Below are 22838 nucleotides of genomic sequence, written 5' to 3' on the forward strand. Positions count from 1 at the left end.
GAGCCATGCCATTTGAATGCGATGTTATCACATTGTTTCCAAAAATGTTCGATGCCATCACACAACATGGCGTAACAGGTAAAGCAAGCAGAAACGGAATTTTCAATCTTAGCACGTGGAATCCGAGAAACTTTACTCACGATCATTATCGCACAGTAGATGATAGTTCCTACGGTGGTGGGCCTGGAATGGTCATGATGGCTCAACCTTTAGACGACGCCATTACTCAAGCGCGGGAAAGACAAAATGCATTAGGTATTACTAAACCCACAGTTGCCTACCTAACACCCCAAGGAAGTCGGCTTGATCATCAAATGGTCACACAACTGAGCAAACTGCCGGGTTTAGTATTACTCTGCGGACGCTATGAAGGTATTGATGAACGTTTGATCAACCGTCAGGTTGATGTAGAAATTTCTATTGGTGATTATGTTGTTTCCGGTGGAGAATTGGCCGCAATGGTATTAATAGATTGTATTACGAGACAAATTCCAGGAACATTGGGTGATCCGGAATCTGCAAACCAAGACTCATTTGTGGAAGGATTGTTAGATTATCCGCACTATACTCGCCCAGAAATTTACAAAGGCCATCATGTACCAAAAATACTAATGTCAGGTAATCATGCAAAGATCCATCGCTGGCGTTTTCAGCAAGCACTTGGTAGAACATGGTTAAAAAGACCCGATTTATTTAATTTGAAATTTGCCCATGGGTTGACAGTAGAAGAAGAAAAGCTTTTAGAAGAATTTAAACAGTCCTGTAAATCCAGGTAGAATCGGTCAATAGGAGAAAAACATGAACTTGATTGAGCAATTAGAAGCAGAAGAAATGAAACGTCTGAACAAAGACTTACCCGACTTCTCCCCTGGAGATACCATTACTGTCAATGTCAACGTTGTCGAAGGAGAACGTAAGCGTGTACAGGCCTATGAAGGTGTTGTGATAGCCAAAAGGAATCGCGGACTGAATTCAGCATTCACTGTTCGTAAAATTTCAAGCGGAGAAGGTGTAGAACGTACTTTTCAAACCTATTCCCCATTGATCTCAAGCATTGAAGTTAAACGCCGAGGCGCAGTTTGCCGCGCAAAACTTTATTACCTCAGGGATCGTGCTGGCAAATCAGCTCGCATTCGCGAGAAACTACCTGCTCGTATAGGTAGCAACAAAAACCTAAAACAACCCGCACAACCAGAACCAGCTCCAATCACAACAGAGTAAATGCGGGCAAATAGACGGCCAATCACCGTACATTACGCTACATCAATGTACGGTGATTGCAATTCAAGACTAGGTCTACAAGTCTACAAGTTTATCATTTAAGAAAATCCATAACAGTTTCTGGTGGGCGGCATAGCTTTGCTCTGTCGCCACTGACTACAATGGGACGTTGAATCAGATCCGGGTTTTCCACCATCGCCTTAATAATTTCATTATCGGATGCGGCTCTTAAATTATGCGCCGCCGGCTCGTCCTTGCGAAGGATATCACGCACTGGCAAATTAAGTTTTTGAATCAATTCTCGCAGCTCCCCCACCGTTAAGGGTGTTTCATAATAATTAATCGATTCAAATTCCTCACCACTCTCCTTAAGCAGAGATAATGTCGCTCTACATTTACTGCAAGTAGGCTTTTGATAGATAACTATCTTATCGGTCATACCATTTCCTTGTCACAACTTGCCAATAGAAGACATAAGTCTAGAAATGTTGCATTCCTTGTTTTATTTCACGCCGCACTCAGCTGAAATTGCTTTATGGGCTGCACTTGAGCCACTGAGTCCAAATGTATCTGTTGTTGCCGTACCTCGCGCTGATGCTCCTTTAACCACCAGTGAGTTTCCTCGCTTGATTGCATCCGTAATCTTATTGTCAGTAGCTTCGTCCGAGCCCCACGCTGAATCATCCTGAGTAAAAAGACGAAAACTCTGATTATTCACAATAACTGTCGCGTCACTTCCTGGTTTATAGGAATAGCCAGCAATAAAACTGAAAACATTTTTACTTTTCTCAGCTGGACGATGCGTAATCAGAGCAAAAACATCACCACGTTTGGTGTAATTTCCCTCTGATTTTTTAGGTTGACTCACCATATAACAAACTTTGCTATCGCTTTCCATAAACGTATAAGCCGTCCAATCCCCATGCTGGCCAATAAGTTTCGGCTCCGCAGCTTGAACTGAATTGCATAAGATAAAAATAGCGCCAATAGTTACTAATCTGGTAAATTTATGCTTCATTTTAGAAACCTTGAAATTATAGTCATTACAGTTTTGATTAATCGGAGTCAAAAAGAGAAGCATTTTCACTCCAACCTGCTAATCATGAAATAAAATTATTAACAACCTTCCATCTTGTAAATATAAAAGCCATTCTGGCTGATTTCATCCATAACATTAGCAGGCGCACTTTGACTATGGCAGAAACTGCACTCCTTACTGGTAATAACTGCATCGCCTTCACCAATCGATGTAAGCCATTGTTTTGCATACTCGACAGCTTTTTGGTCATCCTTCACCGCAGTGAACACATCAAAGTGCATCGTATGACCATCTTTCGCTTTAACATAAGTATCGTAAACATGAATTTGCATATTATTTTCCTTGAAAACAGATTATTTAGAACTAGAGACATGCAACGACCCCACCCCACACGGCTCACTACCTATATAATAACTATACCAATTAATCGATTAAACCGCCATGAGAAATGCACAACGATTCAATCCTGACAGGATCAGGTCATTGCATAAAAACATTATTTCTTTCTCGCGACCATTACTCCGTCCCGAATTGGATTAATAAACACATCAAAATCCGGGTCATTAAAAATCATCTGATTATGTTCGACTATCGCCGCCGTCGACACATCAATCTCATCCTGATAATTCTTTACTGCCACTCGTCCATGCCATAAAACATTATCCGCAATGTATAGACCGCCAGAACGTATCCTATGCTTGGCTATTTGCCATATTTCTGGGTAAGCGCTTTTATCAACATCGTTATAGCAAATATCAAACAAGCCATCAGTCTGCTCAAAAACATCTTGTGCCAAACCCACATGGAATTCTACGCATTGCCATAACTCTGCAGCAGAAAGATATTTTTTTGCGCGCTGACGATTTGCTGCATCTGAATCACTACATATCACACGTCCATCATGCCCAATTGCCTTCGCAAACCAATAAGCCGAATAACCAAAACCGCTACCGAATTCAAATACTCTTTTAGCATTGATCATACTTGCTTGAGTTTTAAGAAAAACACCGACCAGACGATTCACAATCGGAAAATTCTCTTGCCGCGCAAGCTCTTCCATTTCAAAAAGAACCGGGTGATCCGTGCGTATAACTAAGTTACGCATATATGCTTCAATAGCAGGATTAACCGGAATTAACCCGTCTGCATCATCAATTCCTGTCGGTCGAAAATCATCCATACCCTGCCCCACCCAGTTAAAATAATCAGTCACTTCCTCGTAGCCATTAATACACACTCCTCGCCGGAGTCTTGATTAAATAAAAAAATAATTCGCGCTACAAGTTGGAACCAAAATCCTCTCAAGACATCACGCACAGTCATATGATGCCGCCCTTCTGTTGCATCGTTCACAAAAGATGTACTTGCCTGACCAATGCCAAAAGCACCTACCGTTGTCGTCCATGAGCGCAAAGAATTGAATTCGGTTTTTTGCGCAAGCCGGAGCAATGTTTTACGAGAAAATAAATGTAAGTGCCTTGGTGGCTCAAGTCCACGCCACCCCGCACCAAACCTACGGTGACCATAGCTCGCCACATTCGGCGTCAGGACAACCAGTACGCCATCTTTTTTAAGTAGACGATAACACGTCTTCAGCAAAGCCAGAGGATCATGCACATGTTCAATCACATGGCTCAAAATAACAGCATCATAACCTTCGGTTACATCCAAGCCTTCAAGCACCCCTAAATGCACGGGAATGCCTCTTTCTTCACGGACATAACTAGCTGCTACAGGATCAACCTCCTGCCCCACAACATCCCAACCCAATGCTTGCATTCGCGCTAATCGTTTACCGTTACCACAACCTACTTCCAATAACCGGCCCGGCAAGGTCTGATCCAAGTACATACACTTATAGCGCCCGCGCTCTTTTCGCAACCCCAGCAGATAGATACTCAGACTATGCAAAACTGCGCGAATAATCCGCGCCATCCGTGTTTGCTGCATATCATTTGATGAGGAATGCGTATAATAATTTTGGTACGCTTTCCCAATCTCACTTAACGTAGGTCTTGGATCAAGCCAAACCAAACCGCAATCAGTCCCTCTGCATGCTTTAAAACTCCATTCTCCACAAGTACCAAAAAGATAATCACTACAGTGACGATACAATATTTTCCCAGGCTTTCCACACAAATAGCAATCTGACGTTGCTTCAGTGCCGATCAGATTTTGCCGCAGCGAATTCTTAACTGTCTCGTTCACGTTCATTCCAGTTCATAGCTATCGCAGTAATTATCAACAACAAAATCGGTGTTCTGCTAAAAATAATAAAAGTCTCCGTAAACCCAGCTAGAAAGATAAAACTTACTAAGCCCGCACCGAGTAAATTCAAATTGCTCCTATGAAATGCTTGGTACCAGCTCCATAATAGAAACCCCAAGGTCAGCATACCGGGAATACCGACATGCATGCCGATTTCAATCCAATCATTATGGTAATGCACAGTTTCCTGGAATTCCGGCAAATCCTTATATAGGCCATTCCTGTACGTCACAATGGTCTTTTCGAAATATTTCTCGGGTGCGCCTGTACCAAAACCTGACAAAGGACGCTCTGCAATGCCATGCAGACCAACATCCCACATTGCAAGGCGATAGCCTAAACTGGAACTGTGATTTCCTTGCTGTAATAATTCGATATCACTTTTTATCTGCATCAATCTAACCTGAAATGCAGGACTACTATAAGCAAAAGCAACTCCGACTATCAGCATTAAAAGCAAAATACTAAGAAACTTTCTCATTTCTATTTTGTAACGCAAAAAGATTATCAGTAATATGCTAATTAAGGTTACTAACAAAAACATTCTTCCATTCTGATGAAATTGAATGAAAAGTAAAGTCAAAGCGCCCATCACAAACAATATCTGCAGTTTGATCGATGGATTCATGCAAGCAATTCCACTGGTTACAATTGCGCCAATCCCAAGCATTGCCGAAAAACTCAAATAAGACATTCCCAGCAATGGAATGCCTTGAGCATCAATGTCAAGCCACTGATAAACTCCAACCGCGAGAACACATAAATAACTAGCAATTAAGCTACCCAACGCCCACGGCAGGCGCTCTTTGTTCATCAGGGAACAAAAGGGAATAAAAATTAGGAGCGCAAAATACTTTAACCATTTCATTCGTCCATTTTGTGGCCATTCACTCCATAGCAACCCTAGCAACAATAGCGCACACAAAAGTAGTAATGCTTGCACCAGCGGCACTTTGAACATTTGATTCAGACGACATGCACCACCGTCCATAAGCCATGCAACTATCAGCAGTGGAGAAGAAATAAGCATCCACTCGCTGCGCCAGAATCCTACGCAAAAAAAGACCAATGCAAACCGAATGAACCATTCCCGTCTTGTATTATTCGTTGGCATAGAACCGATAGACTGAAACTCTAGAGTGACGCGGCGTTCCATTCGCGCACTTCTAAGCGGCGCAACAGAACAAACAATTTCAATAAAGTGCGTGTCCATACAGGAACAGCTGGAAGCAACCACACCGCAGTGATACGCTTATCTTCTCGCGACCAACCACGTAACATTAATTTCACCACCACACTCAGGTTAATTTTGCTGTTGCGCATTTGCAGACAGGATAGCACTGGCAATCGCGCGGGCGTTAACCAATGGAGTCGCCCACCTTGCCACATCACTTGCTCAAGCGAATCTACCAATGTTAAAGGCAGATCGGCCAATGTATAAGCACCCGAAACAACCAGAATATTTTGCCGTGCGAGTGGATAGCGCGAAAAATATAACGCACGATTGCGCTGCACTAATTCCTGATATGCTTTTCCGCGCCCGAATGACACACCAATTTCATGACGAACCACTGCATCCGGATGCACCCCCATGCGCCACCCTTGCTTCATCAACCGCCGCCCTAGATCAGTGTCTTCGTAGTAGCCTCGACCAAATTGCACATCAAATCCGCCCATCGCTTGAAAAACAGCACGACGGATCAAGAAAGCGTAGCCTCTAAATCGATAGGTGGCAATATAACCGCCTGGTTGACGCAGGTAATGGTCAGCCTTTGCACTTGGAATATCTCCTTCAGCTGGACTAATAACCGCCAATTTTTGGTCAACAGTAATCGCTGCACAAAGTAGAGGCAAGAAATTTCCCAGAACTTCGATATCTGAATTGAGTACCAGTATCCAATCAGCATCAGAACGCGCAGCGGCATCATTCACTGATCTTCCATACCCCTGATTGTCCGGCGCATGAAAAACCTTGACTTGTGGATGCGAGAGGACATCCAGCATGGCACGAGTTTCTGGTTCCGAAGCATCGTCCTGGACATAAACCGTTCGAATGGATAAACCCAGATGCGTCACCACAGAATCAATGCACCGTTTGCTAAATTCCGGTGCATTATAGACAGGAATCACTACATCAATTGTGGGAGTCGGGAACGTACTCATTACCCAAGAAAAAACAACGGATCAAATCCTGCCGAAGATCAAATAGGTTTCACCCCAGTTCCTGGATGGTCTTCGAGTCACTTCCAGACCGGCTTGTCTCATAATCGCAATGGCCTTATCCTGCTCGACCTCGGTTCCCAATTCGATAATCACTGATTTCAACGCGGGGTTTCCCAGAACGGTGGACGCGCCTTCCAGAATAGGAATTTCTATCCCATCGACATCAATCTTTATATAATTAGGACATGGAAATCCCCATTTCCCGCACAAATCATCCAATGTCACACCAAACATTCCTTGAATGTGCGTCGCTGATATTTTCATATTCTCCAGATTCTCATGTCCGAATTGAGACCGATTCCCCCCCGGAATGAATTTAGGAATATACAACTTGGAAAACTCACTGCGACCCGATACCGCAACGCAGTAGGATAAAATATGACTCCCTAAATTATTCAAGTAAATATTTTTATTGAGCGCATAGTAGTTATTGCTCTGTGGCTCAAAAGAAAATATCTGCACAGCGTTGCCATATTTTTTCGCCGGATACAATGAATATTGACCAATATTAGCGCCAATATCAAAATAGCACGAGCCCGGTTCAAAGCTATCCAGCCAATCCAACGTATCAGGTTCTTTCTTCGAATACGTTTTGGCTCGATTGAGCGTACGCAAGTGATCAACCGAAATCAGAATCCGTTGATCCCGCACTCGCACATCGGTATAGCCACCCTTCAGTTTATAGGCTGCCACGATCAACTCGTTAAAAATATCCATAGCTCGAATCTTATCTCTCATGGATTAACGATCAGCATGATCCCTGCACGACCTCTAGTGTCACGACTCAGCTCGCCAGTCGCTCAAGCAAAGACACATAACGGGGTAATACATTGGCATCCGGATAGTCCAGCATTTCTTTTAAAAAGCGTTGCCGATGCTCTTCCACATAAAAGGAATCAAATCCGTTAGCAAGAAAACTATTAATTTTCTCGTACACATCATCGCGGCATTTCAATTCCGTCTCCGGCATGTAATAAGCCACAGCGGAACGGGCTGCAATCAAATAATCAGCAGCCAGAACCGGCTTTTTTGTCCTGACCGCTTCAAATACCACGGAAGTGGCCAAATCAATGATGACATCAGCCCAGTTCATCAAATGCACCGAATGCGCGCCATCACCAGCAACAGTTACATTCGGTAGTTTCTTGATCGAGCTGTCTTTGGTCAGTGACTGCTTCCATCCGCTACGCGTATGTGGTTTGATGATCAACTCGACATCGGGAAACCCAGCCAGCATATGCACCACTTCGCCCACTTCTTCCCAGAATGTGGTGAAATTGGCTTTGCGTAGAAACATGACTATCTTAAGCTTACTATTCGATCGGGTAAGTGGTGAAGGCGGCATCAATCCGGATAATACATTGAGCCATGCCTCGCAATAACGGGGCGAACCTAACACGGCAAGCTGGCTTTTTGTCATAAACGGACGAAAACGCACGGCACATAGTTCATTAGGAACCACCACCTTGTCAAATATCGTAGCCGCCGAGAATGTTGCATCCGGTTCAGCCCTGCGCTCGCCACGGCGAATCAATTGGCTGGCATGCGGGCTATCGCCATGCGGCAGCGATACAGTTCCCAGTCCACGCTCTTTGGCCATGGCAATAACAACCTCCACCCATTCTATGCAAATTACCGAATTACGCTCAACCCAATCAAAAGCTACCACACCCTTGCTTTCGCTACCAAAACAACGATCCAGCAAAAATCCCGCAGTATGCCGCCATAATGGGTCGCGTTTTTTCTCGTCAATCCGTTCCGCCAATTTTTCCGCCAACCTACCAATTACTTTGATACGCCGAACATTGCGCGTCAGCATCAGCATCTGCAAACGCCATTTCCAATAATCCATCCACGAAAACAGCTCGTTCATATGTGCCACACGCACACCTTGTAACTGACTCAAATACTTGACGCGAAAATCACGCCGGAATTGCGCTGATCCAATCAGTACCACATCACACTGATGCCCTGATTCAATCCATTGATAAACAATCGGAGTAACATGATCGATATCGTTATAGTGTCGAAGAAAAAAAAGCGCTCTCATAACCATGATGAAAAAATATTCAGAACAAGGTGCATTTTAGGCCTTTTTCCTGTTTAAACAGATGACTCGATAAAGCGCGCCATTTTACTCTCGCAACTTCCCAATTACCAGTAACATGTCCGCTCCTGTGAAAAAACCACAACACGTAAGAAAGTATTTAAATTTTCGAATACTATTGCCCAGGAAATAAAAAAAACCGGATAATCAATACATCATCTTTGGCCGTACATTTATAACTCCAACCAATCACACAAAATTTCATGAAAACAATTGCAATCATTCCCGCCCGCATGGGCTCATCACGTTTTCCCGGAAAACCTATCGCACAAATCCTGGGTCGCTCGATGATTGAGCACATTTACAAACGTGTAGCCATGAGTAAATCACTCGACGCCACTTACATTGCAACCTGTGACGAAGAAATTCGCCAAGTCGCTGAAAGCTTTGGCGCTCCGGTCATCATGACTGCCGACACGCACGAACGCGCCAGCGATCGAGTCGCCGAAGCAGTCATCCAAATCCCCGATGCAGACTTGGTCGTAATGGTGCAAGGCGACGAACCGATGACGCATCCGGACATGATCGATACCGCTGTTGCGCCCTTTAGAAACGATCCGGAATTAGGCTGCGTGAATCTGGTACGCAAAATCGATCACGAACCTGATTATCATGATTTCAACACCATCAAAGTCGTCATGAATCAACAAAATAATGCGCTCTACATGTCACGCCGCCCGATTCCATCGCTTGCTAAAACCGGTTTCGTTGACACGGCCGCGTACAAGCAAGTATGCATTATCCCTTTCCGCCGCGAAACGCTATTTCAATACACTCGCCTGACGCCCACGCCCTTGGAGCAATTGGAATCAATCGATATGTTGCGTCTGCTCGAACATGGATTGCAGGTTAAAATGGTACCGACCGAATTTAACACGCAAGCGGTCGATACCACGGCAGATCTGCTGCGCGTCGAGAAATTGATGGCAGCAGATCCACTGCTCACCCGCTACTAGGAGTCGCCATGTCATTAAAAGCAAAATTGAACCGTTCCGAATTGACCATCGGCTCCTGGGTCACACTGGGACATCCGTCGATTGCCGAAATCATGGCAGCGGCCGGATTTGACTGGTTAGTGCTGGATATGGAGCACAGCGTGCTGGAACTCAGCGAAGTGCAATCAATCATCCAGGTGCTGGACGGCAAACAATGCCCAGCCATTGTGCGCCTGACGTCTAATCACCCCGATCAGATCAAGCGTGTTATGGATGCTGGTGCCACTGGCATCATGGTGCCGATGATCAAGTGCGCCGCGGATGCCAAAGCCGCTGTCGATGGCGTATATTACCCGCCGCGCGGACAGCGCGGTGTCGGCCTGGCACGCGCACAAGGCTATGGCCACAGTTTTCAGGCTTACCGCCAATGGTTGGAAGAGAATGCGGTAATTGTCGTGATGATAGAACATGTCGACGCTGTTAGAGCCATCGACAGCATCCTAGAGGTTCCAGGCATCGATGCATATATTATTGGTCCGTACGATTTATCTGGCTCTATGGGGCGTCCCGGCGATCTCGACCATCCCGATGTACAGGCAGCCATCGCACAAGTGCTGGAAGCAGGCCGCCGCGCCAACAAACCTGGCGGCATTCATGTTATCGAACCCGATCCGCAAGCGCTGCAACAACGCATTCAAACAGGTTTTAATTTTCTTGGGTATGGGTTGGATATCCGCATTCTGGATTCAATTTGCCGCACTCATTTACATCACATTCGCGAGACACTGAAAACATCATGAATACATTGATTATTTCCACCTCATCGTTTGATATCGATAACAACCCGCCACTGCAGCAATTACTGCAAAAGGGAATGCGCATCATCACCAATCCACATCGCCGCAAGCTGACCGAAGACGAAATTATCGAATTACTGAAAGATGGCCCGATTGGCCTGATCGCAGGTATCGAGCCGCTGACCGAGCGGGTCTTTCAAGCCGCGCCCAGCCTGAAAGTCATCTCGCGCTGCGGTACCGGTTTGGATAGCGTCGATCTGACTGCGGCCAAGAATCGCGGCATCGCTGTCCTGAATACGCCGGAAGCCCCTGCGCAGGCGGTTGCGGAACTGACACTAGGATACATTTTAAATCTACTGCGACAGATCAGCGCAATTGATCAGGCCGTGCGCAAAGGTGAATGGCCACGCACGCAAGGCCGCCTGCTGGCGGCGCAAACCGTCGGCATCATCGGTCTGGGACATATAGGCCGCCGGGTTGCACGCTTGTGTCAAGCATTTGAAGCCACGGTTATCGCGCATGATCCGTACGCCGCCCAAGTGCCTGATGGCGTCACATTGCTGCCGCTGGAGCAGTTGCTGACAAAGGCCGACATTATCACCTTGCACCTACCCTACTCACCCTCCACGCATCATTTGTTGAATACGCAAGCGTTAGCAGCGATGAAACCGGAAGCCATTATCATCAACGCAGCACGCGGCGGATTGGTCGACGAAAGCGCATTGGCGGATGCACTCAAATCCGGCAAAGTCAGTGCGGCCGCACTGGATGTTTTTGAGCATGAGCCTTACCAAGGAGCATTGCTTGAATTGAATAACATCATCGTGACATCGCATGTCGGTTCCCTGGCTAGAGAGTCACGGCGACTCATGGAAATCGAAGCAGCGGAAAATTTACTGCAAGGATTGATCAAAACAGGTGTAATTCAATGACAGCGATTTCGAATGAAAAAGTAATCGTGTTTGGCGCCAGCGGTTTTTTAGGTAGTCATGTCGCCGACGCATTATCCGCCGCAGGCTATCAAGTGCGGCTATTCGATCGCAATCCTTCACCATTTCTTAAAAGTAACCAGGAAATGATCGTTGGCGATATCATGGATATCAACCAAGTGATCGAAGCCGCCAAGGAAACATCGATTGTGTATAACTTCGCCGCAATCGCCGATATCGACGAAGCACACGACAAACCCATTCCCACTGCAACGATTAACGTGCTGGGCAACATGCATGTGCTCGAAGCCGCCCGTATCGCCGGCGCGCGCCGTTTTGTGTTTGCCAGCAGCGTCTATGTCTATTCCGAATCCGGCTCTTTTTATCGTGCCAGCAAGCAAGCTGCGGAACGTTTTACCGAAACCTATCACGAGCGCTACGGCCTGGATTACAACATCCTGCGTTATGGCTCGCTGTATGGCCGCCGCGCCGACAGACGCAACGGCATTTATCGCATGTTGCACGAAGCAGTCGAACAGCACTCGATCACCTACAAAGGCAGTGGCGATGCAATGCGCGAGTACATCCATGTCGAAGATGCCGCGCGCATGAGCGTGCAAGTGCTGGCGCCGGAGTTCGCCAATCGGCACCTGATTCTGACCGGCCAGGAAAAATTGCGCATTCGAGACGTGATGACGATGATTACGGAAATGTTGCCGTGGCCGGTGGAATTGCATTTCGATGAAGCCAATACCGTGCATCACTATAAAATCACACCGTATGCATTTCAACCGAGAATTGGCCGAAAATTGGTTTTAAATGAACATGTTGACCTGGGACAAGGCATGCTCGACTGCCTACGCGAAATTCACCAGGATTTGCATCATAACGATGAAAATGACGACGCTACCCCAACCACCTCGGATAACCGCGCATGAGCATGAAAAACTTTGACTGGCAGGCGATCATTTTTGATTTTGACGGTGTCGTGGTGGAATCTGGGAAAATCAAAACACAGGCATTCGCAGAATTGTATCGGCCGCATGGTGAGGACATCGTCGCAAAAGTGGTGCAATTCCACAACCAAAACGGCGGCATGTCTCGCTACCACAAATTCCGGCACTTCCAACAACACTATCTCAACAAACCGCCGTTGACCGAAGCGGAAGTAAAACAACTGGATATCCATTTCTCCGAATTGGTAGTCGAAGCAGTCATCGCTGCTGACCCAGTACCCGGCGCACTCGAACTAATTCACCAGCAAGCCGAAAGAATTCCATTGTTCGTCGCCTCCGGCACGCCCGACTCAGAGCTCAAAATCATCGTCGAACGCCGTGGCCTCACGCCCTACTTCAAAGCAGTGCATGGTGCTCCAGCACCGAAAAAAAATATCATCGCAGATTTTTTATCGACCTATGGCCTCAAAGCCGAATCCGTGTTGATGATCGGCGACGCGATTGCGGATTTGGAAGGCGCACAAGCCAACAATACCGCATTCCTGGGGCGCGTTTTTCCAGGCGATCCAAATCCTTTTCCGGCTCATATTAAAATCGTTCCCGATTTACGCGAGTTAGTCGATTAAAGTAACCCATGATGATGCAAAGACATGTCTACCCGGATATCGAATCGTTAAGCCAAGGCTTTGCCGATTTTGCCGTAACCACGTTAAAAAACACGCTGAGCCGAAAACCCCAAGCCACCCTTGTTGTTCCCGGCGGCAACACCCCCCGCCATTACCTACCCGCATTGGCAAAATGTCAGCTACCCTGGGATCGAATTACCGTGACGCTGTCAGATGAGCGCTGGGTTGATGTCAACGATGAACAATCGAACGAACATCTGATAAGAAAGTATTTGATGGCACATCTCCCGGCAGATACGCCTTTCGTTGGCCTCAAGACTCAGCACAAAAGCCCCTTTGATGCCGTCGAAGCAATTCACCAACGACTGGATCATCTGCCGCTGCCATTAAGCCTGACCGTATTAGGCTTGGGGGAAGATGGACATATTGCTTCGCTATTTCCTGGCATGAATCCTGATTTACTGTCTACACATCACTGTTCAGCCATTGCACCACCGATTGCGCCGTCGCTGCGTGTCAGTCTTTCATTGGCGATGCTGGCGAAAACTGAGCAGATTACACTGGTGGTTACGGGAGAAAATAAGCGGCAACTGTTGGATCAATTGCATGATCACTTAAATTCAACATTACCAATTACTTGGCTTTTACAACGCACCACATCACCAGTCATGGTTTTTGAAACTGATGACATATAAAATTGAATAAATCATAACTTGCCCCGGACAAATACTGCTCGATGTCTTTTTGGGGTAACTAGATAGTGTTTCTTCATTTCCTACTTAACTCGCATTAGTAGTTGAACCTAACAATTTTCTACAGTCGATTGACCCCTTTCGCAGGTAAAGCTACTCTTAGGAGTCTTGTCTTGGGAGCAATTTTTCAAAATCAAATATAACCCCAAAACCCATCGACTGTAGATTCCTCTCTAATATCGCTCACATCGAAAATCAGCTCAAATTTTCAGCTAAGTATATTGATACAATAATCAGAGCTGTTATCACGCCGAATATCACTGCAACATTGATACTCATTTTTTTAATTGTTTCGGAATCATCTACCTTTTCTATTGTACTCATCTCTCTATTTACTCCTATATGTTATGTAAGCGTAGAAATTGTGAACCGAATCAGAATCAACTGCTTTGATATAGATCAACATAATGCGAGTTGTAGGTCTCAATGACTCTAGCGTGATCACGCTGTGAATGGTTGTTCAGATTTGCACGGAATTCCTGAAAAACTCATCCAGATACGGTAGCATAGCTGCATTCCAATAACCCTAAGAACTAAACTATGCCTGTCAATATTCCTCCATTATCGCCTGAACAACTTTTGCCCGTTTCGGGCGTAACGCTTGGTATTACGCAAGCCAGCATCAAAAAACCTAATCGCAAGGATTTGCTTGTTCTGGTGCTAGATGAAGGCACGAAAGTCGCCGGGGTGTTTACGCAGAATCGTTTTTGCGCCGCGCCGGTGATTGTGGCAAAACAGCATCTGGCGCAATCGGTGCGTGCATTGGTGGTGAATACCGGCAATGCTAACGCTGGAACGGGCGAAGCAGGTATCTTACATGCTCAGACGACCTGTGCAGAACTGGCCATGTTGCTGGGTCTTGCGCCGCAACAGGTATTGCCGTTCTCAACCGGCGTGATTATGGAGCCATTGCCGGTGGATCGAATCGTACAGGGATTGCCTGCTGCGGTAGAAAATTGCAAAGCGGATAATTGGTTCGATGCCGCACACTCAATCATGACCACGGACATCGTGCCGAAAGCGGCGTCAAAGCAGGTGCAGATTAAAGGCAAAGTCGTAACGATAACCGGAATTTCCAAAGGCTCCGGCATGATCCATCCGAATATGGCGACGATGCTGGGTTTCATCGCGACCGATGCGGCTATTAGCCAGGCGATGCTGCAAAAGTTGGTGCAACATGCTGCGGATCGCTCGTTTAACCGCATTACCGTGGATGGCGACACCTCGACCAACGATGCATTCATCGTCATGGCGACCGGCAAGGCGAAACACAAAGAAATTGTTAATCCGCACACCGAGGAATTCTGCCAATTGCAGGATGCGGTCACTGCTGTTGCCGCGGAATTGGCACAAATGATCGTGCGCGACGGCGAAGGCGCAACAAAATTCATCACCGTGCAAGTTGAAGATGGCAAGAGCAAGGATGAATGTGCCAAGGTGGCTTACGCAATTGCGCATTCACCGTTGGTCAAAACCGCATTTTTCGCATCTGATCCGAATTTAGGTAGGATTTTAGCGGCGATTGGCTATGCCGGCATCGATGATTTGGATGTGGATGGCATTCAACTCTATCTGGATGACGTGCTGGTAGCGGAAAAAGGCGGCCGAGCAAAGAATTACCGTGAAGAAGATGGCCAACGCGTGATGAATCAGGCTGAGATCACTATCCGCGTCGCGCTTAATCGCGGCACGGCTTCAACGACGGTGTGGACCTGCGATTTTTCATACGACTATGTCAAGATTAATGCAAGTTATCGTAGCTGATAGTCTGTGGAATAAATAATTATGAGTAATTTGGATAAGCTATATAAGCGGACGAACAAGCTATTAGATCGTTTGGAGCAGACAATGCCCGCGACCCAACCAGAACCGGATTGGCAGGCATCGATGGCTTTTCACTGGCGCAAGCAGGGAAATGTCGGATTTATTCAGCCGGTGATTCATCCGCACCGGATTACACTCGATGCGCTATGCGGAATTGACGATCAGAAACAGCGCATTGATCAGAACACACGGCAATTTGTGCAAGGTTTTTCGGCAAATAATGTATTACTCACGGGTGCGCGAGGTACAGGAAAATCATCGCTGATTAAAGCACTGCTAACGCAGTATGCGCAGGAAGGTTTGCGTTTGATTGAGGTGGAGAAGCACCACCTGATCGATTTGCATGAAATTGTAGAAAAGATTTATCAACGCCCGGAACGCTTTATTCTATTTTGCGATGATTTATCGTTTGAAACCGACGAACCGGGCTATAAAGCGCTCAAAGTAGTGCTGGACGGTTCAATTGCCACGGTTTCCGATAATGTGTTGGTCTATGCGACATCGAATCGTCGTCACATGGTGCCGGAGTTTATGCGCGATAATCTGGATACACGGCATTTCGGCGAAGAAGTGCATCCGAGCGAGGCCGTTGAAGAGAAAATCTCATTGTCGGAACGATTTGGTTTATGGATATCTTTTTATCCATTTGACCAGGATCAGTATTTGAAGATTGTGCGTTATTGGCTGATCTATTTTGGCATCGACAACATGACCCCACTGACGCGTACCGAAGCTTTACAATGGGCATTGCAGCGCGGCTCGCGTAGCGGACGCGTGGCTTGGCAATTTGCACGGGATTTGGCCGGCAGAAAAAAATCCGTTAGCATCAACCGAAACCTATGAACCACTTCGCTGCGCCCAGCACTGAATTAACGCCCATCGTTGAAGTCGTCGCGGCGGTAATTCTACAACCGGATGGCCGGTTCTTGCTAGCACAGAGACCTGCAGGCAAGGTGTATTCGGGCTATTGGGAATTTCCCGGCGGCAAGGTTGAGCCCGACGAATCCTTATTGCACGCGCTGGAACGTGAGCTATGGGAAGAATTAGGCATTCATGTTCGCTGCGCTCAGCCTTGGATCTCACGGATTTTCACCTATGCGCATGCGACTGTGCGGCTGCATTTTTTCCGTGTGGTGGAATGGGAAGGCAAGCTGATGCCAAGGGAAATGCAAGCTGTATCCTGGCAGATGCCACACCAAATTATGGTTTCTCCTATCTTGCCGGCGAATGGCCCGATTTTGCAGGCACTGCTGTTACCATCGTTATATGCCATCACGCACGTAAATGAGATTGGGGTCGAGTTAACACTACAGCAGATTAATCATGCATTGCAAGGTGGCTTACGCTTACTGCAAATACGCGAGAAACAAATGGAGAGAGATAAACTGCGTGATTTTGCGGGGAAAGTGCTTGCGCTTGCACGCCCTTATCAAGCAAAAGTCCTGATAAATAGCGATGCAGAACTGGCGCACGCGACAAACGCCGATGGCGTACATTTCACCTCATCGCAACTAATGACGATGTCATCTCGCCCCGACCCGGAATATGGTTTGTGCGGCGCGTCTTGTCATAATGCCGAAGAACTCTTTACAGCCGAGCAATTAGAGCTTGATTTTGTTGTATTAGGACCGGTTCAATCTACCTTAAGCCATCCGGGATTGTCGCCATTAGGTTGGCGAAAATTTGCCGCAATGATTCGCGGCTATTCATTACCGGTTTATGCATTGGGTGGAATGAGTTCTGGAGATTTGGTCATCGCGCAGGAAATGGGCGCACAAGGTGTTGCCATGATGCGCGGCATCGTACAATCATAATTTTCTACAACATGGGATTGGTATAAACAGCCACTTGATTTCTTCCGCCTTCTTTAGCTTCGTATAAGGCTTTATCCGCTCTATCAAGTAAGGCTGTGCAAATAAAATCGGCGTCATGTTGTGGCGAGATTGGCAGGTCCCGCAGACTGGCCATACCGATAGATACCGAGACATTGAGTTGCTTGTCATGAAGAATAATCGCTGAAGAATAAATTGCTTTGCGCAACCGTTCAGCAATTTCGTGTGCAGCTTGTAAGGTTGTTGAAGGTAGTGCCACAACGAACTCTTCCCCGCCATAGCGGGCTACGATATCGCACGATCTTACTTGCTCCTTGATCAGATTCACCATGTGCCGGAGCACCGAATCACCCGTTTGGTGACCATAGTTATCGTTGACTTTCTTGAAATGATCGACATCGAGAAACATACAGATCAAATCATCGTCCCAGCGAACACATCGGGCAATTTCATCTTTAAAACGCAGGTCAAAATAACGGCGGTTATACGCTTGCGTTAACACGTCTTGATAACTGATTTCTTTGATTCTCTGTTGATTGAGGCAATTTTCTATCGCAACCGCGGTCATGGCGGAAAGTTTTTGCAGAAAAAGGGTGCCAATGCCCTTTTGGTATCGATGTGGGTCTTGACTTAACAGCATCATTGCGCCAATCACCTGGTTACTGCGAAGCAGCGGAAAGAAAGCTGCACTTTTAATTTGATCTCTACACTTTAAGTCATTGATCATCCAACGATATCTCGTCAGCGCCTCTGTTCCTAATAGCGGGATTACGGTAAGCGATTGAATCAGTTCAATATCTTTTATAGCATCAAGGATCAATAATTTATTTGCCAAACCCAAACGCGCTTCTTCGTCATGTTCAAAAAATAACCGATCGGCGTCTTTTTGATGATCCACAAGACACAGCACCATATCCAACAGTTGGAAACGCGCAACACTTCGGGATAGCAGCAAATCGCGCAACTGCTTGGGGTTGCTGGCACCAATGATTTCAAAACCGAAGGTCTCGTATAACTCCTGTTTTTTTTCATTGGCTCTGGCCTGCTTAATGAAATGATCCAACTTACGCTGCAGCTCACGATTCTTATCATAAACCGATTCATCCATTCTCTATAGGCTCAGTTATTTTCTTCTTCTTGATCGATCATAGGCTCTGGAATTCGATAGGATTCTTGAGCCCACTGCGATAAATCTGCTGTTTTGCATCGCTCGGAACAAAATGGCCGGAAACGGTTAGTAACTTCCCAAATCACTTTCCTTCCACATTGTGGACAGTTAACTATGCGCTGTTGCATAAAAGAAAATCCTCATACCGATAGTATACGATAAGGCAATCACCCTGTTTTGGCGAGGAAAAGTTAAATTATTTTTTCAAGCTATTTTCACTTCAATATTGATTGGATAGTAAGAAAAAACTACAAGCAATATTTAACTGTGTATTTTACATAAGTTAGATTAAACTTTTCTAATTGACACTCAAATACTTATCTCAAGGTCAACAATCCTGACTACTCAGCGAACATGATATGCCCTGCCAGAAATGGAGTCGATAGGATCAAACAGCCGCTATATTTGTATCGTATCGTTGCGCAACCTGAATGACACCAGCAAATCCGCATACCATCACCATTTGCACAGGATTATCCTTTGACGCAAACGACTTGCTTCAAGGTATGAACGACCTCCACCAGCGAACGTTGTGCCTGCATGACCGCGTCGATATTCTTGTAGGCCATCGGAATCTCATCGATCACAGCGGCATCCTTGCGGCATTCGACATGGGCTGTTGCCGCGATCTGGTCTGCAACCGTAAAGCGGCGCTTGGCCTCATTGCGGCTCATGATGCGCCCGGCGCCATGGCTGCATGAGCAGAATGCTTCCTCATTGCCGAGGCCACGAACAATGTAGCTTTTGGCACCCATCGAGCCGGGAATAATACCCAGTTCACCTTTCTGCGCAGATACTGCGCCTTTGCGTGTTACCAGAATTTCCGCACCAAAGTGAATTTCCTTTTGCACATAATTATGGTGGCAGTTGACGGCCTCGGTATCGATCACGAACGGCTTGCTGATAACCTGGCGAATAGCAGCGATGACATTTTGCATCATCACCGCGCGGTTACGCCGCGCAAAATCCTGCGCCCAGCCCACGGCCTCGACGTAATCATCGAAATGCTCGCTGCCTTCTTCGAAATAAGCGAGATCCCGATCCGGCAGGTTGGCAATGTGGTGACGCATATCTGCTTGCGCCAGCTCGATGAAAAAAGTGCCAATGGCATTGCCGACGCCCCGTGAACCCGAATGCAACATCAACCACACGCGATCAGCCTGATCCAGACAAACTTCGATGAAGTGGTTGCCTGTGCCTAATGTTCCCAGATGCTTGTAGTTGTTCGTTTTCTTCAAACGCGGATATTTCCCGGCAATGCGATCAAATCCAGGTATCAGCTTTGCCCACATGGCATCCACTGATGCGGGCGGCGTATCCCATGCGCCTTTATCGCGCTTGCTGCGTTTCAAAGTACGGCCATGAGGTACGGCTCGCTCAATCGCGCTGCGCAACTCAAACAGATGGTCCGGCAAATCCTGCGCTGTCAGTGTCGTGCGCACAGCCATCATACCGCAACCGACATCCACCCCCACCGCTGCGGGAATGATTGCACCCAGCGTTGGAATCACGCTACCGATAGTTGAACCTTTACCCAGATGCACATCCGGCATTACTGCCAGATGCTTGAAGATAAAGGGCATGCTGGCCGTGTTCGTCAACTGCTTGCGGGCTTCGTCCTCGACAGGCACGCCGTTAGTCCACATCTTGATCGGCTTGCCATTCTCAACTTGCAATAATTGATATTCCACGCGATACCCTTAATTCTTGATCTCTAACAACCTGTTCAGCATTTAAACCAAACCACCAAACACGGCGCTTACCGGCAACAACACACTCGTTCCAGAGTTTGACTGCAATACAGCAGGCATAGCTTCCATTACTTTGATAGTGTCGTCGCAATATCCCGAAAACTATTCAATCCAGCTTCCAGGTTCTCGATGATTTCATTCACCAGTTCATCGGGTTCCGGCAAATTATCCAAATCGGCGAGACTCTTATCCTTTAGCCAGAAAATATCCAGGCTGGTTTTATCGCGTGCAGTGATTTGATCGAAGCTGAATTTACGCCAGCGGCCTTCAGGATTGCTTTCTTCGTTCCAATTTTCCTTGCGTTGGTGACGATTGAGCGGGTTATAGCAGGCGATGAAATCCTGCAAATCCTCAAAGCGCAGCGGTTTCTTTTTGAGCGTGTGATGAATGTTAGTGCGGTAATCGTAATACCAGACCTCTTTTGTCCATGGATCTTTGCTGGCCTCACGGTTATCAAAAAACAGCACGTTCGCTTTCACGCCGTTGGCGTAGAAGATACCCGTGGGCAGCCGCAAAATGGTGTGCAGATCGGTGGTTTCGAGCAATTTCCTGCGCACCGTTTCGCCCGCACCGCCCTCAAACAGCACGTTATCCGGCACTACCACAGCCGCTTTGCCAGTGGTTTTCAACATGGTGCGGATATGCTGCACGAAATTAAGCTGCTTGTTCGACGTGGTCGCCCAGAAATCCTGCCGGTTATACGTCAGATCATCTTTTGCCTGTTCGCCTTCCTCGTTGGTAAAACTCATCGCACTTTTCTTGCCGAACGGTGGATTCGCCAATACATAGTCAAACCGCTTGCCAGAGTCAGCCACCAGTGCATCGTTAGGGGATACCATGCTGTCGCCGTCAATCTCGCCGATATTGTGCAAAACATGTTCATCAAAGCAAGGCGGCGCGTACTGGCGACAATTTCATGGCCAGAAAATGTTTCGTGTTTCAGAAACGCTTTCTGCGTTTTATCCATCGCATGCTCGGCCACCAGAAAATCATACGCCGCCAAAAAGAAACCGCCGGTGCCACAGGCCGGATCAGCGATGGTTTTTCCCGGTTCCGGACGCACACATTGCACCATCCCTCGAATCAAGGCACGCAGCGTGAAGTATTGCCCCGCACCGGACTTGGTGTCTTCTGCGTTGCGTTCCAGCAAACCCTCGTAAATATCGCCCTTCACATCCGCCCCCATGGTCACCCACTGGGTTTCATTGACCATATCGATCAGGCGGTACAGCTTGGCCGGATCCTGGATTTTGTTCTGCGCCTTGGTGAAAGTCTGCCCCAGCATGCCCGGTTTCTTGCCCAGTTCCATCAGCAACGTGACGTAATGCACTTCCAACTCTGCGCCGCGCTTAGTTTTGAGGCTTTGCCAGTTATATTCTGCCGGGATATCAACTTTGCGGTTATAGGGCGGCTGACTATATTCATCCGCCATTTTCAGGAAAATCAAATACGTGAGTTGCTCCAGATAATCACCATAGCCCACGCCGTCATCACGCAACGTAGTGCAGAAACTCCAGACTTTGGAAACAATGGAGGTAGTTGTGTTCATGCCCTGATCTCGCAGCATTCGCAATGCTTGCGCATAAAACCACTGCCAGCATTCGCTGGATGCATATCATTTCCACAATGGTCATGGCTTGCATCACGGCTATCACACTCATGGCACTTTTCACTCACGTCATTCCCGCGCAGTGCCAGCCCCCGCAAAGGCGTGGGGCGGGAATCCATGCGGCCAAGAAATAGGACCCCGGCTCCACGATTGCAAGAGAACAGGCGCTTCACGAATATCGCAAAAACACAAAAAATGTTGTCGTAGTTCACGCCAATTCCTGCCATAAATCTCTCCACGTTGGATTCACTTTCTCGATCAAATCTATTTTCCATTGCCGATTCCATTTCTTAAGCTGCTTCTCGCGCTGAATTGCTGCCAGCATCTCTTCATGCATTTCATAATAAACCAGAGAATGAACACTGTATTTTTTGGTAAATCCTTCAACCAAACCTTGCTTATGCTGCCAAACCCGCTGAATCAAGTGACTGGTTACCCCAATGTACAACGTACCGTTGTACCCACTCGCCAGAATATAAACCGCAGGCTGTTTTTCCATGATGCAATCCTAATCACACATTCACATCCAGACCATCCTTCGCATTATTGACATGACTCCCGCCAATACTATCCTACCCATCATGAGCCATCCCTTATCATATCCGCCATTCCTTATCACATTTGTCACCCCACATATCCTTCGTCACATCCATCATCCCTCGTCACATCCATCATTCCTTATCACATCCGTCATCTCTCGTCACATCCGTCATCTCTCGTCACATCCGTCATCCCTCGTCACATCCGTCATCCCTCGTCACATCCGTCATCCCTCGTCACATCCGTCATCCCTCGTCACAT

General features: G+C 47.0%; 27 protein-coding genes. 12 read left to right on the forward strand and 15 right to left on the reverse strand.

Annotated elements, in window-relative coordinates:
- Nucleotides 1-5: 5 nt before the first annotated feature.
- A complete protein-coding gene (trmD, locus tag K2Q13_RS07005; protein ID WP_292920332.1) occupies nt 6-776 on the forward strand; it encodes a tRNA (guanosine(37)-N1)-methyltransferase TrmD in 771 nt (256 codons plus the stop codon).
- Between the two features lie 22 nt (nt 777-798).
- Nucleotides 799-1221, forward strand: a complete 423-nt coding sequence (gene rplS / locus K2Q13_RS07010; protein ID WP_292920334.1) for a 50S ribosomal protein L19 — start codon at nt 799-801, stop codon at nt 1219-1221.
- Between the two features lie 94 nt (nt 1222-1315).
- Here rplS and K2Q13_RS07015 read toward each other — a convergent pair whose 3' ends face one another.
- The 9 genes from K2Q13_RS07015 to K2Q13_RS07055 form a co-directional block, all read right to left on the reverse strand.
- On the reverse strand, nt 1316-1660 hold the full coding sequence (locus K2Q13_RS07015) for an arsenate reductase family protein (RefSeq protein WP_292920336.1): 345 nt from the start codon (nt 1658-1660) through the stop codon (nt 1316-1318).
- A 63-nt stretch (nt 1661-1723) separates the two neighbouring features.
- On the reverse strand, nt 1724-2239 hold the full coding sequence (locus K2Q13_RS07020; protein WP_292920338.1) for an invasion associated locus B family protein: 516 nt from the start codon (nt 2237-2239) through the stop codon (nt 1724-1726).
- 98 nt (nt 2240-2337) lie between these two features.
- Nucleotides 2338-2592: a DUF2024 family protein gene (locus K2Q13_RS07025; protein ID WP_292920340.1), complete on the reverse strand. Its 255-nt coding sequence runs from the start codon at nt 2590-2592 to the stop codon at nt 2338-2340.
- 164 nt (nt 2593-2756) lie between these two features.
- Entirely contained in the window at nt 2757-3473 is a 717-nt protein-coding gene (locus K2Q13_RS07030) for an O-methyltransferase (RefSeq protein WP_365725480.1), read from the reverse strand.
- Entirely contained in the window at nt 3470-4468 is a 999-nt protein-coding gene (locus K2Q13_RS07035) for a class I SAM-dependent methyltransferase (protein WP_292920342.1), read from the reverse strand. Before K2Q13_RS07035 ends, K2Q13_RS07030 begins: the two co-directional genes overlap by 4 nt.
- Complete coding sequence (locus tag K2Q13_RS07040; protein ID WP_292920344.1) at nt 4452-5741, reverse strand: O-antigen ligase family protein; 1290 nt, start codon at nt 5739-5741, stop codon at nt 4452-4454. Before K2Q13_RS07040 ends, K2Q13_RS07035 begins: the two co-directional genes overlap by 17 nt.
- On the reverse strand, nt 5663-6691 hold the full coding sequence (locus K2Q13_RS07045) for a glycosyltransferase (protein WP_292920346.1): 1029 nt from the start codon (nt 6689-6691) through the stop codon (nt 5663-5665). Before K2Q13_RS07045 ends, K2Q13_RS07040 begins: the two co-directional genes overlap by 79 nt.
- A 21-nt stretch (nt 6692-6712) precedes the next feature.
- The gene (locus K2Q13_RS07050; protein WP_292920348.1) at nt 6713-7468 is read right to left on the reverse strand and encodes an FkbM family methyltransferase; all 756 of its coding nucleotides are present in this window, start codon (nt 7466-7468) and stop codon (nt 6713-6715) included.
- Between the two features lie 67 nt (nt 7469-7535).
- The gene (locus tag K2Q13_RS07055; protein ID WP_292920350.1) at nt 7536-8801 is read right to left on the reverse strand and encodes a hypothetical protein; all 1266 of its coding nucleotides are present in this window, start codon (nt 8799-8801) and stop codon (nt 7536-7538) included.
- Between the two features lie 260 nt (nt 8802-9061).
- Between K2Q13_RS07055 and K2Q13_RS07060 the strand changes: the two genes are divergently transcribed.
- The 9 genes from K2Q13_RS07060 (at nt 9062) to K2Q13_RS07100 (ending at nt 17491) form a co-directional block, all read left to right on the forward strand.
- Nucleotides 9062-9814, forward strand: a complete 753-nt coding sequence (locus K2Q13_RS07060; RefSeq protein ID WP_292920352.1) for a 3-deoxy-manno-octulosonate cytidylyltransferase — start codon at nt 9062-9064, stop codon at nt 9812-9814.
- Between the two features lie 8 nt (nt 9815-9822).
- On the forward strand, nt 9823-10593 hold the full coding sequence (locus K2Q13_RS07065; RefSeq protein ID WP_292920354.1) for an aldolase/citrate lyase family protein: 771 nt from the start codon (nt 9823-9825) through the stop codon (nt 10591-10593).
- Nucleotides 10590-11522 carry a phosphoglycerate dehydrogenase gene (locus K2Q13_RS07070; RefSeq protein WP_292920355.1) on the forward strand — a complete coding sequence of 311 codons (933 nt, stop codon included), beginning with the start codon at nt 10590-10592 and terminating at the stop codon, nt 11520-11522. The genes K2Q13_RS07065 and K2Q13_RS07070 overlap by 4 nt, the downstream gene beginning before the upstream one ends.
- Nucleotides 11519-12457 carry an NAD(P)-dependent oxidoreductase gene (locus K2Q13_RS07075; RefSeq protein WP_292920356.1) on the forward strand — a complete coding sequence of 313 codons (939 nt, stop codon included), beginning with the start codon at nt 11519-11521 and terminating at the stop codon, nt 12455-12457. The genes K2Q13_RS07070 and K2Q13_RS07075 overlap by 4 nt, the downstream gene beginning before the upstream one ends.
- Complete coding sequence (locus tag K2Q13_RS07080) at nt 12454-13101, forward strand: HAD family hydrolase (RefSeq protein ID WP_365725488.1); 648 nt, start codon at nt 12454-12456, stop codon at nt 13099-13101. The genes K2Q13_RS07075 and K2Q13_RS07080 overlap by 4 nt, the downstream gene beginning before the upstream one ends.
- A gap of 8 nt (nt 13102-13109) precedes the next feature.
- The gene (pgl, locus tag K2Q13_RS07085; RefSeq protein WP_292920357.1) at nt 13110-13796 is read left to right on the forward strand and encodes a 6-phosphogluconolactonase; all 687 of its coding nucleotides are present in this window, start codon (nt 13110-13112) and stop codon (nt 13794-13796) included.
- A gap of 597 nt (nt 13797-14393) precedes the next feature.
- Entirely contained in the window at nt 14394-15617 is a 1224-nt protein-coding gene (gene argJ / locus K2Q13_RS07090) for a bifunctional glutamate N-acetyltransferase/amino-acid acetyltransferase ArgJ (RefSeq protein ID WP_292920358.1), read from the forward strand.
- Nucleotides 15618-15638: 21 nt separating this feature from the next.
- Complete coding sequence (locus tag K2Q13_RS07095) at nt 15639-16520, forward strand: ATP-binding protein (RefSeq protein WP_292920359.1); 882 nt, start codon at nt 15639-15641, stop codon at nt 16518-16520.
- Nucleotides 16517-17491 (forward strand): Nudix family hydrolase, encoded by a 975-nt coding sequence (locus tag K2Q13_RS07100; RefSeq protein WP_292920360.1) that lies wholly within the window; start codon nt 16517-16519, stop codon nt 17489-17491. The genes K2Q13_RS07095 and K2Q13_RS07100 overlap by 4 nt, the downstream gene beginning before the upstream one ends.
- A gap of 4 nt (nt 17492-17495) precedes the next feature.
- Here the strand turns inward: K2Q13_RS07100 and K2Q13_RS07105 are convergent, their stop codons facing one another.
- The 5 genes from K2Q13_RS07105 to K2Q13_RS07125 all read right to left on the reverse strand — a co-directional run bounded on the left by K2Q13_RS07105 (nt 17496) and on the right by K2Q13_RS07125 (nt 21977).
- A complete protein-coding gene (locus K2Q13_RS07105; protein WP_292920361.1) occupies nt 17496-18617 on the reverse strand; it encodes a DUF484 family protein in 1122 nt (373 codons plus the stop codon).
- A gap of 11 nt (nt 18618-18628) precedes the next feature.
- Entirely contained in the window at nt 18629-18805 is a 177-nt protein-coding gene (locus tag K2Q13_RS07110) for a DNA gyrase inhibitor YacG (RefSeq protein WP_292920362.1), read from the reverse strand.
- A gap of 345 nt (nt 18806-19150) precedes the next feature.
- Entirely contained in the window at nt 19151-20368 is a 1218-nt protein-coding gene (locus tag K2Q13_RS07115) for an RtcB family protein (protein WP_292920363.1), read from the reverse strand.
- Between the two features lie 128 nt (nt 20369-20496).
- Nucleotides 20497-21267 (reverse strand): N-6 DNA methylase, encoded by a 771-nt coding sequence (locus K2Q13_RS07120; protein WP_292920364.1) that lies wholly within the window; start codon nt 21265-21267, stop codon nt 20497-20499.
- Entirely contained in the window at nt 21174-21977 is an 804-nt protein-coding gene (locus K2Q13_RS07125; protein WP_292920365.1) for a class I SAM-dependent DNA methyltransferase, read from the reverse strand. The genes K2Q13_RS07120 and K2Q13_RS07125 overlap by 94 nt, the downstream gene beginning before the upstream one ends.
- 23 nt (nt 21978-22000) lie before the next feature.
- On the opposite strand from K2Q13_RS07125, the gene K2Q13_RS07130 reads away from it, so the two are divergent.
- Nucleotides 22001-22171: a hypothetical protein gene (locus tag K2Q13_RS07130; protein ID WP_292920366.1), complete on the forward strand. Its 171-nt coding sequence runs from the start codon at nt 22001-22003 to the stop codon at nt 22169-22171.
- A gap of 74 nt (nt 22172-22245) precedes the next feature.
- Here the strand turns inward: K2Q13_RS07130 and K2Q13_RS07135 are convergent, their stop codons facing one another.
- Complete coding sequence (locus K2Q13_RS07135; protein ID WP_292920367.1) at nt 22246-22536, reverse strand: GIY-YIG nuclease family protein; 291 nt, start codon at nt 22534-22536, stop codon at nt 22246-22248.
- Nucleotides 22537-22838 lie beyond the last annotated feature (302 nt).

This window comes from Nitrosomonas sp. (assembly GCF_019752095.1).
Classification (GTDB): domain Bacteria; phylum Pseudomonadota; class Gammaproteobacteria; order Burkholderiales; family Nitrosomonadaceae; genus Nitrosomonas.

Coding starts and splice junctions, on each gene's coding strand:
- K2Q13_RS07050 (WP_292920348.1), bottom strand. CDS start 7,468: ATGGATATTTTTAACGAGTTGATCGTGGCAGCCTATAAACTGAAGGGT.
- argJ (WP_292920358.1), top strand. CDS start 14,394: ATGCCTGTCAATATTCCTCCATTATCGCCTGAACAACTTTTGCCCGTT.
- K2Q13_RS07135 (WP_292920367.1), bottom strand. CDS start 22,536: ATGGAAAAACAGCCTGCGGTTTATATTCTGGCGAGTGGGTACAACGGT.
- K2Q13_RS07070 (WP_292920355.1), top strand. CDS start 10,590: ATGAATACATTGATTATTTCCACCTCATCGTTTGATATCGATAACAAC.
- K2Q13_RS07040 (WP_292920344.1), bottom strand. CDS start 5,741: ATGGACACGCACTTTATTGAAATTGTTTGTTCTGTTGCGCCGCTTAGA.
- K2Q13_RS07080 (WP_365725488.1), top strand. CDS start 12,454: ATGAGCATGAAAAACTTTGACTGGCAGGCGATCATTTTTGATTTTGAC.
- pgl (WP_292920357.1), top strand. CDS start 13,110: ATGATGATGCAAAGACATGTCTACCCGGATATCGAATCGTTAAGCCAA.
- rplS (WP_292920334.1), top strand. CDS start 799: ATGAACTTGATTGAGCAATTAGAAGCAGAAGAAATGAAACGTCTGAAC.
- K2Q13_RS07120 (WP_292920364.1), bottom strand. CDS start 21,267: ATGGTATCCCCTAACGATGCACTGGTGGCTGACTCTGGCAAGCGGTTT.
- K2Q13_RS07065 (WP_292920354.1), top strand. CDS start 9,823: ATGTCATTAAAAGCAAAATTGAACCGTTCCGAATTGACCATCGGCTCC.
- K2Q13_RS07015 (WP_292920336.1), bottom strand. CDS start 1,660: ATGACCGATAAGATAGTTATCTATCAAAAGCCTACTTGCAGTAAATGT.
- K2Q13_RS07025 (WP_292920340.1), bottom strand. CDS start 2,592: ATGCAAATTCATGTTTACGATACTTATGTTAAAGCGAAAGATGGTCAT.
- K2Q13_RS07060 (WP_292920352.1), top strand. CDS start 9,062: ATGAAAACAATTGCAATCATTCCCGCCCGCATGGGCTCATCACGTTTT.
- K2Q13_RS07105 (WP_292920361.1), bottom strand. CDS start 18,617: ATGGATGAATCGGTTTATGATAAGAATCGTGAGCTGCAGCGTAAGTTG.
- K2Q13_RS07100 (WP_292920360.1), top strand. CDS start 16,517: ATGAACCACTTCGCTGCGCCCAGCACTGAATTAACGCCCATCGTTGAA.
- K2Q13_RS07125 (WP_292920365.1), bottom strand. CDS start 21,977: ATGAACACAACTACCTCCATTGTTTCCAAAGTCTGGAGTTTCTGCACT.
- trmD (WP_292920332.1), top strand. CDS start 6: ATGCCATTTGAATGCGATGTTATCACATTGTTTCCAAAAATGTTCGAT.
- K2Q13_RS07110 (WP_292920362.1), bottom strand. CDS start 18,805: ATGCAACAGCGCATAGTTAACTGTCCACAATGTGGAAGGAAAGTGATT.
- K2Q13_RS07095 (WP_292920359.1), top strand. CDS start 15,639: ATGAGTAATTTGGATAAGCTATATAAGCGGACGAACAAGCTATTAGAT.
- K2Q13_RS07055 (WP_292920350.1), bottom strand. CDS start 8,801: ATGAGAGCGCTTTTTTTTCTTCGACACTATAACGATATCGATCATGTT.
- K2Q13_RS07075 (WP_292920356.1), top strand. CDS start 11,519: ATGACAGCGATTTCGAATGAAAAAGTAATCGTGTTTGGCGCCAGCGGT.
- K2Q13_RS07045 (WP_292920346.1), bottom strand. CDS start 6,691: ATGAGTACGTTCCCGACTCCCACAATTGATGTAGTGATTCCTGTCTAT.
- K2Q13_RS07130 (WP_292920366.1), top strand. CDS start 22,001: ATGCTTGCGCATAAAACCACTGCCAGCATTCGCTGGATGCATATCATT.
- K2Q13_RS07020 (WP_292920338.1), bottom strand. CDS start 2,239: ATGAAGCATAAATTTACCAGATTAGTAACTATTGGCGCTATTTTTATC.